Below are 12,292 nucleotides of genomic sequence, written 5' to 3'. Positions count from 1 at the left end.
TTCTCGTCTTCTCGTCTTCTAGTACTTGAGCAGGTACCGCTGCAGCTCCCACTCGTGCACCTGCGTGATGTACTCGCGCCACTCCTCGCGCTTCGCATGCAGGAAGTGCTTGGCGACGTGCTCGCCCAACGCCTCCATGATCACGTCGTCCTTCTCCAGCTCGTCGCAGGCCTCGTTCAGGTCGTGCGGGAGGTCGTCGATGCGCAGGCGCCGCTTCTCGCGAAACGACATCTCGAAGATGTTCGTGTCCACGGGCTCCCGGTAATCCGCCTTGCTCGCGATGCCATCCAGCCCCGCTGCCAGCATGACGGCGAGCGCCAGGTAGGGATTGGCCGAGGGATCGGGCATCCGCACCTCCACGCGCGTACCCATCCCCCGCCGCTCGGGGACGCGGACGAGCGGTGAGCGATTGCGCATCGACCACGCCACGTTCACCGGCGCCTCGTAGCCCGGCACCAGGCGCTTGTAGGAGTTCACCAGCGGATTCGTGATGGCTGCGAAGCCGCGCGCATGCTTCAGCAATCCGCCGATGTAGTGCAACGCCACATCGCTCAGCTGCCACCGGGCATCGGCGTCGAGGAAGGCGTTCTTCCCGCCGGAGAACAGCGACTGGTGCGTGTGCATCCCGCTCCCGTTCTGCCCGAAGATCGGTTTCGGCATGAACGACGCCGTGAGCCCGAAGCGCTGCGCCACCACCTTCACCACGAAGCGAAACGTGGCAATGTTGTCTGCCGTGGTGAGGGCATCGGCATAGCGGAAATCGATCTCGTGCTGTCCGTGTGCCACCTCGTGGTGCGCCGTCTCCACCTCGAATCCCATCTGCTCCAGCGTCGACACGATCGCCCGGCGTGCATCCTCGCCCAGGTCGGCGGGCGCCATGTCGAAATAGCTCCCCACATCGTGCGTCACGGTGGCCGGCGCCCCCTCCTGCCCCGGCTTGAACATGAAGAACTCCGCTTCCATCCCCGCGTTCATCGTGAAGCCCATCTCGGCGGCGCGCGCAATCTGCCGCTTGAGCACGTGACGCGGATCTCCGGCGAACGGCGTCCCGTCGGGACGGTGGATGTCGCAGATGAGGCGTGCCACTTTCGAGTCGGCGTCGCCCCACGGGAAGACGACGAAGGTCGCGAAATCGGGGACGAGCAGCATGTCCGACTCCTCGATCCGGATGAAGCCTTCGATCGAGCTACCGTCGAACAGGATGTCGCCCGCCAACGCCTTCTCGAACTGCGACCGCGGGATCTCGACGTTCTTGTTGACGCCGAGGATGTCGGTGAATTGCAGCCGGAGGAATCGCACGTCGTGCGACGCCGCGAGCTTCAGGATGTCCTGCGCGTTGGCGCCGGCCAGGGGATTCGGCATGTCACGGTTCCGGGAAAGGCGATGACGGCGGAACCGAACGTTATGGGCTCCCTCACACTCCCTCAACGGATGCGGACGCCCGCCCGGAAACCGGGGCCGATCGCGAGGCGCTCTCCCCTCCGGCCGGATCACACCCCTATCTTGGGCGCATGTCGAAAGCCCCCAACGCCGGCACGACGTGCCCTTCGTGCGGCACGCTCTCCCATGGGAAGTTCTGCGCCGAGTGCGGTGCGGCACTCATGGGTGTCTCCTGCGCTGCCTGCCAGACACCGCTGACGCCTGGCGCACGCTTCTGCCACGCCTGTGGATCCCCGGTCGGCGCCGGAGCCCCACAAGGCGCTCGCGCGATTGGGGCTGCTCCCCCTGCCGCCCCCGTCCAGGCCCCGCCACGAAGCATTCTCCCATGGGCCATCGGCGTGGTGGCCGTCCTCGCCCTGGTGATCGCCGTGGCGGTCCAGCAGCGCGACAGCTCGGCACCGGCCGCGATGGGGGCAAACATCCCCCTGGACGGAAGCGCTCCATTCGCCGGCGCCGGCGCCATGCGGGCCCCGGACATTTCCTCGATGTCCCCGCGCGAGCGCGCCGACCGGCTCTACGATCGCGTCATGCGCCTCGCCTCCGAAGGCAAGAGCGACAGCGCCTCGTTCTTCGCCACAATGGCCGCGCAGGCCTACGAGCTCCTCGGCCCCCTCGACAACGACCTCAAGTACGACTTCGGGCGCATGTCCGAAATGGCCGGGAACCTCGCGGAAGCCGAGAAGCAGTCGGCCGCGATCCTCGAGAGCAACCCCGACCACCTGCTGGGCCTCATCCTGGCCGCGCGCGTCGCGCAGCTCAAGAACGACGAAGCCGCCCGGCTCCGATTCTACCGAAAGCTCCTGGCGGTCGAGAAGACCGAGCAGGCCAAGAGCATCGAGGAGTATCAGCGTCACAAGGGCGACATCGACGCCGCCATCGAGGAGGCGAAGTCGCTCACGAAGTAGCACTTGCCCCCCCGGAGCGCCCACCGCGGCATTCGCCGGGGATTGTAACGGGGGCGCTCGTCCTTCGTTTTTCCGTGGGGGGGCGGCGGAGTCGCCGCCGCCCATCGCGCTCCCCACCAACGGTGTCCCCGCCTCGTGACGTCCTCCGCCAGGATTCGCGCCGAAATCCCGCCGAGCTCAGCCGTTGAGCTGCTGGCCGTGGCCCGCCGGTTGGCGGCGGTCGCCGCCAACAGCGACGAGGCGGCTTCGATCCTCACGGAGAGCGTCGTCGCCATTCTCGGCGCCGAGGGCGCGCTACTGTCCTCGCTCGACGACGACGAGTTCCGCGTCGATGCCGCTGCGGGAATCCTCCGACCACTGCGCACGAAACGCTTCCCCCTGGGCGACTCCCTTGCGCTCCGGACGCTGCAGGAGGGGAGCACCCTCGTGCTCAACCAGCTCACCACGGAGCGCGGCGCCAACCTCCCGTACCTGCGAGAGCTGGGTATCCGCCAGGTTGTTTCCGCCCCACTCGTCGCTGGCGGCAGCGCCTTCGGCGTCCTCCTCGCCGTCAACGCCGGGGATGGTGTCTTCTCCGATGAGGACGCCGCCCTGCTGCAGTATCTCGCCGAACTGGGATCGCAGTCGGTGCGAAATGCCCGGCTGCTCGAGCGCGAGCGGCAGAGCGCACGCGAGGCACGCGCCCTCGCCGACATCGTCCGCCACCTCAATCAGTCGCTCGAGGTCGAGCGGGTCTTCACCCTCATCGCCGAGCACGCCGCCGACCTGCTGCAGGGTGCCGGGGCCACCGTCACCATGCTGGAGGGCGACGCCCTCCGGATCGTTGGCGCCGCGGGACATGCGGTCGGACGATTCATGGGGATCCTCCCGATGGAGGGAGTGTTCAGCGGCGAGGCGCTCCGTCGGCGACGCCCGGTCCGCACCTCCGACCTTCGCCAGTTCCCCCGCTGGGAGACGTCCCCCGACCTGTACCACGACGTCGCGCCCAACGCCGTAGCCGCTCCCCTCCTGGTGGGCGATCGCGTGCTTGGCGCCGTGTTGGTCTACGGCAACGCCGTTCGCGATTTCAACGCGCACGAGGAAGAACTCCTCGAGGCGCTGGCCTCGCATGCCGCGGTGGCGGTGGAGAACGCGCGGCTCTATCGCGCGGCCGCCCGCACCACCCGCCACGCCGAGATCCTCGCCGCCACCGGCCGCATCCTCGCCTCCGCTGTCTCGTCAGAAGAGGTCTTCGACGGCATCGAGCGCATCGCGACCCAGCTACTGGGCGCGGACGGCTTCACGGTGTATGCCATCGACGTCGTGCGGCGCACGTCAGCCGTGCAGCATTCGCGCGGACTCGGTTCCGAGCAGGTGGCCACCGTCGCCCCGTCGCTCTGGATCGGTCGCCCGGGATGGGCGGTGGAGAACGCCCAGCATGTGATCCTCCCCGACCTTCGCGTGCTCGGGGAGGATGAGCTCTCGGAACCGCTGCAGGGGCTGCGCCAGGCCGGCGTTTCATCCATCGCCTTTCTCCCCCTGGTGATCGACGAAACGGTGCGTGGACTCCTCGTCATGCGGTGGTACGCCCCTCGACACCCGAGCGAGGCCGAGCACGAGCTCCTGCGTGACTTCGCGACCCACGTTGCCATCGCACTGCGCAACGCCGGGCTGCTCGGCGATCTCGAACGACGCGCCGCACGGCTCGCCTCGGTCGCCCAGGTGCAACAAGCCATCTCCCGTACCGAACTCGGTGATGTGTACGGCGAGGTGCATCGCGCGGCGCTGTCGTCGGTCCCGCACGCGTCCGTCTTCGCCCTCCTGCTCCTCAATCCGGACCAGACCGACTTCCTCCCGCAGCTCATCGTCGTCGACGGCGTGAGCACGAGCGCCAGCGCGCTTCCCATCGTCGCGGTGGGAAGCTGTGCCGCCTCTCGGGCGCTTCGGGACGGGGGAACGCACATCAGCGACGCGCCCGCGCGCGCCTGGTCCGACTTCGTCGCGGGCAAGGGGGGACGTCTCCCGGTCCGTGCGGAGATCGCCGTCCCGATCCTGCACGGGCAAGAGATCCTTGGCGTCATCGTCGTCCAGGGAGACGAGCCCGGCGTCTTCGACGAGCAGGACGCCGCGGTCCTCGCCATCATCGCGCGCCAGGCCGGCGCGGCCATCGACAACGCGCGCCTTTTTGCGGCGGAGCGACGGGCGCGCACCATCGCCGAAGCCGCCGCGACCATCGCGCGCGCCGCGCTCGGCTCGGGCTCGCCCGCCGAGATGGGACGCGAGATTCTCGCGGCGGTCGAGAGCGTCGTCCCCTCGGCCGGCAAGGCGCTCGGCGTCGTGGGAGATGGCGGGGAGACGCTCACGTACCTGAGCGCGACCGGAGCGCTTCAGGGGCTGCTGAACCGCAGCATTCCCGTGGACCAGAGCGCCGCGCACCTGATCGGCTCGACGGTGGACATCCTCACCGCCGGCCGGGATGCCCTGGCCGCCATCGCCGAACATGACGTCGTCCCTCACGGCGCGCGTGTCGTCCCGCTCATCGCCAAGCACCAGACGCTCGGTGTCCTCTGGAGCGTGCCGGTGGCGGGCACCCGCGAGCGGAGAGGAGAGGCAGAGTCACTCGTCCGCCTCGCCGCGCACGTCGCCCTGGCCGCCGACGTCCTTCTCTTGGGCGAGGAGGAACGCAAACGGCGCGAGCGTGAGCGCATGCTGGCGACCGCCCTCGCCACGATGGACCAGCCAGTCTTCATTCTCGGACTCGACCGGCGCATCTGGTACGCCAACGCGGCGGCGGTGCGTGAATACGGTTACGCGGCCGACGAGCTCACCGCCATCACCTTCGACGCTCTCGTCGCCTCGGCCGTCCCGGCGCGTCGGCTGGCGAATGGTGCGGCGATCGCCGCAAGCGTCTGGCTCGCGGAACACGTGCATCGCCGCCGCGACGGCACCGAGTTCCCGGCGTCGGTCATGCTCAGCTACATCCGCGACGACGACGGCGCCCCGGTGGGTCAGGTCATGAACATCCGGAACCTCACGGACGAGAGACGGCTGGAGGAGCAGCTGCGGCAGAGCGAGAAGCTCGCCGCGATCGGCGAGCTGGTGGCCGGTGTCGCCCATGAACTCAACAACCCCCTCGCTGGGATCTCCGCCTTCGCGCAGATTCTCCTCGAGGAGCTGCTCCACGACGAACAGCGCGAGTCGGTTCGTCTCATCAAGCGCGAGGCCGACCGCGCCGTGGCGGTCATCCGCGACCTCCTGATATTCTCGCGAAAGGCGGGACCATCGCGCGCCCCGATCGACCTGAACGAGATCATCGAGCTCACGCTGCGACTCCGCCATTACTCCCTGCGAAGCGCGGGGGTCGATGTGCGACTCGAGTTGGATCGGGGAATTCCCCGGGTGCGTGGTGACGGCCAGCGCCTCCAGCAAGTTCTCCTCAACCTGCTGGTCAATGCCGAGTTCGCGATGGAGGGTTCGGCGATCAAGCGACTGACGGTCCGGACCGAATCGGTGGATCAGGGAGTGGTGCTCACCGTGAGCGACACCGGTGCGGGCATGGCGGAAGACACGAGACAGCGCATCTTTGAGCCGTTCTTCACCACCAAGCCGGCCGGACAGGGAACTGGGCTCGGCCTGAGCGTGTCGTATGGTATCGTCCAATCCCATGGCGGGAGCATCGGCGTCGAGAGCCAGGTCGGCGTCGGCACCACGTTTCGCATCTTTCTCCCCGAGTCGGTGGCCTCGTCAGCCCCCGCCCAGTCTTCATGAGTGATCTCTCACGCGGTGGCGCCCTGAGCAACCTCGTCATCGGGGGGCCGGAAGCCAGGCGAATCCTGATCGTCGACGATGAGGAGACGATCCGCCTCGCCCTCTCGAAGTTCTTGCGTTCGCGCGGCTTCGACGTCGAGACAGCCGAATCGGGAATGACCGCCCTCGAGCACCTCGGCTCGGCGAGCTACTCCCTCATGCTCTGCGACATCCGGATGCCGGGGATGTCGGGGCTCGAGCTCGTGCCACGGGTCCGCGAGCTGCATCCCGACATGGCGATCATGATGCTCAGCGCGGTGAACGACGCCCCCACCGCGAGCGAGTCCATGTCGGCAGGCGCGATGGAGTACCTCACCAAGCCCGTCGACCTGCAGGACCTGCTGGATGCCATCGAGCGGGTCGCCAATCGGCGGGACCTCGCGATCGAACAGCGCAACGTGCAGCGTCTCATCGATGCCGAGGTCGCGCGGCGTACCTCGGAGGTGGAGCGGGAGCGCGCGGCGCTGCGCGCGGCGGCCATCGATTCGATCGCGCACCTCATCGCCCTCCACGAGTCCAAGGATCCATTTCTGGCCGGCACCACCCTCCGGGTGGCGGCCGTCGCCCGGGCGATCGCCGAGGTGCTGGAGCTCCCCCCCGCCGAGGTCGAGCGGATCGCGATCGCGGCCCGCCTCCACGACGTCGGCAAGATCGCCCTGCGCGACTCGGTACTGAACAAGCCGGGCGCCTTGAGTCCCGAGGAGTTCGAGCACGTCAAGGAACATGTGCAGCTCGGACTGGAGATCCTGGCCCCGCTCACGCAGCTGCACGACATCCTGGAGATGGTGCGCGACCATCACGAGCACTGGGACGGCTCCGGGTATCCCCAGGGCCTCATGGGGGAACGGATTTCGTTAGGTGGGCGTATCCTGTGCTGCGCCGACGCCTTCATCGCCCTCACCTCGCGGCGTGCCTACCGTCCGGCCATGGCCGTCGAGGACACCATCGACTATCTCGAGGCCCACGCCGGCGGATTGCTCGATCCGCGGGTGTATGCGGCGTTGCAGCGGGTGGTCGCGGAACGTCACGTCCTCGGCCTCACGGCCGACTGAGGGCGACCGTCTCGCTTTGCCGACAGGTCGGCAGCAGTTCCCGCTTGACGGCGCAGGCGTGCGATTGTAAAAGGAAGTTCCCGAAACGGGCGATCATTCGGTGGTCGCGCCGCGACGGCGTTGGGCCGGCGTATCGACTCGCGCAGGCCTGGCCCCGATCTCACACACTGGACCGTCGATCACTACATGCAGGAGGCATTCATGCCGCGTGGCGAGGCGTGGGACGAGACGCTGAAGTTCTCCGACGACGACGATGATGACGTCGGGTACGGCGGCTCATCGTCATACGATGACGAAGACGAGGATGATGACGGCTGGGGAGGCTCGTCCAAGCATGACGAGAGCCTCTGGGATGAGCCTGAGGAGGCCGCGCTCGAGGAAGAGGAGGAGGGCGAGGTGACCTCCGAGGAGGAGGTCGAGGAAGAGGTCGACCTCGAGGAGGAGGAGGAGATCGTCTTCGGCGCCCCCGCGCGCCGCGGCCGTCCGCCGAAGCCGAAGCCCCCGGCACCTCCGCCAGCGGTCGTTGCCCCACCCCCGCCACCTGCTCCCGAGCCGGTGAAGGTCGTGGCACCTCCGAAGGTTGGCGCTCCCACGGCCAAGGCCCCAGCCAAGGCCCCAGCCAAGGCCCCAGCCAAGGCACCGGCCAAGGCACCGGCCAAGGCACCGGCCAAGGCACCGGCCAAGGCACCGGCCAAGGCATCGCCAAAGGCGCCGCCAAAGGTGACGGCGAAGGTCCCAACGAAGGCGCCGGCGAAAGCGCCAGCCAAGGCTGCGAAGAAGGCGGCCAAGCCAGCGGGGAAGAAGGCGACGGCCAAGAAGGCGGCTCCCGCGAAGAGCGCCAGGAAGCCCGCCGGAAAGGCCGCCAAGAAGGCCGTGAAGAAGGCGGTCAGGAAGGCCCCGCCCAAGGGCGCAAAGAAAGCACCGGCCAGCAAGGGAGGTGCGAAGAAGGTCGTCGCCAGGAAGGGAGCGGCCAGGAAGCCCCTTCCCCGGAAGCCGGCACCCAGGAAGGGGGGCAGCAAGGGAACCAAGAAGCGCTGAGTCGCCGCCTCGGCATTCGTGGGTGACCACGTCACGAACGGCCCGCGCAGACGCTGCGCGGGCCGTTCGTGATGGCAGGCAACTGTCGCGTCAGTGCTGGCGCCCATCCCCCAGCGCGCGATAATCTTCCCGAATGGCGGAGTCTCCTGTCGCGTTACTGCGCGCTCACGCGCGTCAAGCCCCGTGGAATGCGCGCGGCCTCGCCGCGCACGTCGCCTCCCTGGTCGATTCCGCGGGGGTCCGGCCCACCAACGCCTCCGCGCGCGCCACGCCGTCGGCCCGCGCCGTGCGCTTCTACGTCGCCAACAAGCTGATGGACCGGCCCGAGGGACTCGGCACCTCGGCAACGTACAACTATCGCCACTTCTTGCAGCTGCTGGCCATCAAGATGCGCCAGCGTGAGGGCATGTCGCTCGAGGCCATCCGCACGTCCATGCGCGAGGTCACCGGCGATGCCCTCGAACGACACGTCGCCCAGTCCCTGGCAACAGTCCTCATGGCGGGCGTCCCCCAGGCGGCACGCCACGACGCCGACCCCGTCGTCAGCTGGCGCCGGGTCCCCGTCGCCGACGGCATCGAGTTGCACCTGCGTGACGATTCCTCCCTCGCCCGCGACGAGGTGGTCATGGCCCTCCGCGAGGCCCTTCGCACCGCGTTAGGCAGGGTGGAGACGCGGTGATCCTCGCCTCCCCCGCACGATTCGACGGCCAGCTCGCCGTCCTCACTGGCGTGGCGCACCGCGGACAGGTCGGCGAGGTCGTTGCGCGCGCCCTCGGCGAGCGCGGGGCCGCCCTCGCACTCCTCGACCGGAACGCCGCCGAGCTGGAAGCGCGCGCCAGCGAGCTGCGCGCCGATGGCATCAGCGCCACCGCATTCCCCTGCGACCTCACCGACCATCAGGCCCTGCGAGTCATCACCGACGAACTCGCCCGCCTTCACCCGGCCGGCGTCGCGGCACTCGTCCCGATCGCCGGCGGATTCGGCGGGGCAACTCCCGTCGCCGAAAGCGATCCGCACGAGTGGGCTCGCCTCCAGTCCATCAACCTCGCCACGGCCTACGCGACCACCCGCGCCTTCATCCCCGCCCTCAGGGCGGCACACGGAAGCATCGTCTACTTCGCCTCGGCCGCCGTGACGCGGGGGGGGTCGGTCAAGGGAATCGCCGCGTACGGCGCCGCCAAGGCGGGCGTGGTCGCCCTGATGCGTGCCGTCGCCGCCGAGGAGCGCGCCCACGGGGTCCGCGCGAACGCCCTCGCCCCCACCAACGTCCGCACCGCCACGAATCTCGCCGCCATGGGAAGCGACATCGCATACGTCGAACGGGAAACCGTCGCCGAGTGGATCGCCTTCCTCTGCTCTCCCGCGAGCGGCCCCGTCTCGGGACAGCTGATCAAGCTGGGCTGACCGCCACGATTCGCCTCCACACCGTGCCCGGGGACCGCGCCTTCGACCGCCAGCCGCGACCGTCGCACCCGCGACGCCCCCCCGGTCGCGCCATCTTCCTCGACCGGTCGCTCGAAGCGCTCCCCCTCTTCCGCCTCTCCGATTCGGCTGAAGAAACCACCATTCTCTACACCCCACCGGGCGGTGGTCGCTGGCGGGTGCTCCCAGGCGCTGGCGACCGCCTCCCGGGAACGTTCGATCAGGACGTGTACGTCGAGATCTGTCGACGCTATCTGGACGCGGGGATGCCGGCCGACGGGGCCGTTTCGTTCACCCTGCACGCCTTCCTCCGTTCCATCGGCCGGCGAGCGGACGGCCGCACGTATGAGCAGCTGCGGGCGGCGCTGACGCGCCTGGAACGCACCTCGCTGGAGTCGACCGGCGCCTACTGGAGCATGACGACGCTCGCCCCGCTCGACGGTCGCTTCTCCGTCCTTTCGGCCGTTTCCATCGACCGGCGCCGCACGGCCGATCGCGAGCAACTCGCCCTCTTCCCAACCTTCACCGCGTCGGAACCGGGCGATGCTCGCGTGGTGCTCTCCCCGCTCCTCCGCGCCAACATCACGGGATCGCACACCACGACCCTGTCACCCTCACTGTACCAGGGGCTCTCGTCCCCGGTCGCTCGCCGCTTGTATCGCCTGCTCGAGGTGGCCAGGGCGGACGACACCGTGACCTGGCGCATCGAGCTGGAGGCGCTCGCCGAGCAGGTGCCCCTGGTACAGCGCTATCCGTCACACCTCCAGCGGGTCCTCCAGCCGGCTCATGAGATGCTCCTCACGGCCGGCATCGTGCGCGACGCCAAGGTGCACCAGATCCGCAAGCAGTGGTTCGTGGACTACGTCCTCGCCACCCGTCCCTCCTGAGTCCCTGGTCGCCACCGGTCGCCATCGGTCGCCATCGGCAAGCATCCCGAACGGGTCACGCGTATAGCTTCAACCCCGTCCGAGTACAGGGAGCCCGGAACTTCGGGTGTAGGTATGAAGGTAGATAGGGGACACACCTGTCCTCGTCTTCTCGTCTTCTCGTCTCCTCGTCTTCTGATGAAAAAGTCTGCCATCGCCGCCATCGTTGCCCTCCCGCTCATCGCCGGGGCGTTCGTTGTGCAGGAGCGCGCGACGCTCGACGGCGGCCGCCTCTTCGGCCAGGTCCTCGACCTGGTGGAAAGCCGCTATGTGGACTCGGTCGACGCGGCCATGCTGTACGAGAAGGCGGCCCGTGGCCTCGTGGCCCAGCTCCAGGACCCCTATTCGGAGCTCTTCTCGCCCAGGCAGCTCACGCAGTTCAATACCACCACGGCCGGTCGCTACGGCGGCTTGGGAATGCAGATCGAGGAGCAGCCCGGCAAGGGAGTCGTGGTATCCAAGGTCTTTCCTCACACCCCGGCCGAAGGAGCGGGGGCGCGGGAAGGCGACATGATCATCGCCATCGACACGCTCGCCACGCGCGGTTGGTCTTCGGCGCGCGTCGCCGATTCGCTGCGTGGCGTCCCGGGGTCCAAGGTGTCGGTGTCGTTCGCGCGTCCGGGCGTCGTCGAACCCATCAAGTCGACGTTCACGCGCGCCGTCATCCGCGTTCCGGCGGTCCCATACGCCATCACGTTCGACAAGGTCGGCTACATCCCGCTGCAGGGCTTCAACGAGAGCTCCACGCAGGAAGTGGCCGCTGCGGTGCGACTCCTCACCACCCAGGAGGGCGCCAAGGGGCTGATTCTCGACCTGCGGGGGAATGGCGGAGGCTTCCTCGACCAGTCGCTCGCGATCTCGAACCTCTTCCTCCCCCAGGGAACGGAGCTCGCCTCGGTGCGCGGCCGGAACCAGGAGAACCAGACCTACACCGCCCGCGAGAAGCCGATCGCCCCGGACATCCCGATCGTCATCCTCACCGACCAGTTCACCGCCTCGGCGTCCGAGATCGTCGCCGGGGCGTTGCAGGACCACGATCGCGCCCTCATCCTCGGCACCACGTCGTTCGGGAAGGGGCTCGTGCAGACGCTGTTCAACCTCGACGGCGGCTACGCCCTCAAGATCACCACGGGCAAGTGGTACACGCCGAGCGGGCGCACCATCCAGAAGGAGCGCACGCTGTTGCCCGACGGCCAGTTCGTCGAGGTGCATCCGGATTCGCTCGAGAGCGACTCGGCTCGCAAGGCGCGCCCGGTCTACAGGTCCGATGCGGGTCGCGTCGTGTACGGCGGCGGCGCCATCACGCCGGACGTGATCGTGAAGCCCGACACCTTCACGGCGGCGGAACAGGCCTTCCTCCGCGCCAGCGCCTCCAAGTCGCAGGACATCTATGTCACCACCTACGACTACGCGATGGAGCTCAAGGACAAGGTGAAGGGAAACCCGAACTTCGTCGTCGCCCCAGAATGGCGTGACGAGCTCTACAACCGGCTGTCGAAGAAGGGCGTCACCCTCGATCGCGCGCTGTACGATCGTGCCCACACCCAGATCGATCGCATGCTCGAACAGCGCGTGGCGCGCCTGGCCTTCGGCGATTCCACCGCGCGCCGCCGCTCCCTCGACGACGACATCCAGCTGCAAAAAGCGATCGAGATCCTGAAGAGGGGCCAGAACCAGAAGGACCTCTTCGCCCTCGCTCCGCGATACTCGCAGAAGTAGATTC

Annotated in this window: 9 protein-coding genes; 8 read left to right on the top strand and 1 reads right to left on the bottom strand. The window is 68.4% G+C overall.

All coding sequences use genetic code 11. From position 1 onward, the window contains the following. Positions 1-18 precede the first annotated feature (18 nt). Positions 19-1,362 (bottom strand): type I glutamate--ammonia ligase, encoded by a 1,344-nt coding sequence (locus ABS52_02325; GenBank protein ODT05010.1) that lies wholly within the window; start codon positions 1,360-1,362, stop codon positions 19-21. A gap of 416 nt (positions 1,363-1,778) precedes the next feature. Between ABS52_02325 and ABS52_02320 the strand changes: the two genes are divergently transcribed. From ABS52_02320 to ABS52_02285, 8 genes are all read left to right on the top strand, one after another. Continuing rightward, the gene (locus tag ABS52_02320; protein ID ODT05009.1) at positions 1,779-2,345 is read left to right on the top strand and encodes a hypothetical protein; all 567 of its coding nucleotides are present in this window, start codon (positions 1,779-1,781) and stop codon (positions 2,343-2,345) included. Positions 2,346-2,480: 135 nt separating this feature from the next. Further along, positions 2,481-6,092, top strand: a complete 3,612-nt coding sequence (locus tag ABS52_02315) for a hypothetical protein (protein ID ODT05008.1) — start codon at positions 2,481-2,483, stop codon at positions 6,090-6,092. After that, positions 6,089-7,183, top strand: a complete 1,095-nt coding sequence (locus ABS52_02310; GenBank protein ID ODT05007.1) for a hypothetical protein — start codon at positions 6,089-6,091, stop codon at positions 7,181-7,183. The genes ABS52_02315 and ABS52_02310 overlap by 4 nt, the downstream gene beginning before the upstream one ends. Before the next feature lie 186 nt (positions 7,184-7,369). Next, positions 7,370-8,221, top strand: coding sequence for a hypothetical protein (locus ABS52_02305; protein ID ODT05006.1), 852 nt, complete (start codon positions 7,370-7,372; stop codon positions 8,219-8,221). A gap of 133 nt (positions 8,222-8,354) precedes the next feature. Further along, a complete protein-coding gene (locus ABS52_02300; protein ID ODT05005.1) occupies positions 8,355-8,900 on the top strand; it encodes a hypothetical protein in 546 nt (181 codons plus the stop codon). Continuing rightward, the gene (locus tag ABS52_02295) at positions 8,897-9,625 is read left to right on the top strand and encodes a hypothetical protein (GenBank protein ODT05004.1); all 729 of its coding nucleotides are present in this window, start codon (positions 8,897-8,899) and stop codon (positions 9,623-9,625) included. The genes ABS52_02300 and ABS52_02295 overlap by 4 nt, the downstream gene beginning before the upstream one ends. Before the next feature lie 23 nt (positions 9,626-9,648). Continuing rightward, positions 9,649-10,530, top strand: a complete 882-nt coding sequence (locus ABS52_02290; GenBank protein ODT05003.1) for a hypothetical protein — start codon at positions 9,649-9,651, stop codon at positions 10,528-10,530. A 177-nt stretch (positions 10,531-10,707) separates the two neighbouring features. Continuing rightward, positions 10,708-12,288, top strand: a complete 1,581-nt coding sequence (locus ABS52_02285) for a hypothetical protein (protein ODT05002.1) — start codon at positions 10,708-10,710, stop codon at positions 12,286-12,288. Positions 12,289-12,292: the final 4 nt, after the last annotated feature.

The sequence above is a fragment of the Gemmatimonadetes bacterium SCN 70-22 genome (assembly GCA_001724275.1).
Lineage (GTDB): Bacteria > Gemmatimonadota > Gemmatimonadetes > Gemmatimonadales > Gemmatimonadaceae > SCN-70-22.
This window is presented reverse-complemented; position numbering and strand designations above follow the sequence as displayed.

Bases quoted from the DNA above. Each gene is read 5' to 3' on its own strand.
- ABS52_02310 (ODT05007.1), top strand. From the start codon at position 6,089: ATGAGTGATCTCTCACGCGGTGGCGCCCTGAGCAACCTCGTCATCGGG.
- ABS52_02305 (ODT05006.1), top strand. From the start codon at position 7,370: ATGCAGGAGGCATTCATGCCGCGTGGCGAGGCGTGGGACGAGACGCTG.
- ABS52_02285 (ODT05002.1), top strand. From the start codon at position 10,708: ATGAAAAAGTCTGCCATCGCCGCCATCGTTGCCCTCCCGCTCATCGCC.
- ABS52_02300 (ODT05005.1), top strand. From the start codon at position 8,355: ATGGCGGAGTCTCCTGTCGCGTTACTGCGCGCTCACGCGCGTCAAGCC.
- ABS52_02325 (ODT05010.1), bottom strand. From the start codon at position 1,362: ATGCCGAATCCCCTGGCCGGCGCCAACGCGCAGGACATCCTGAAGCTC.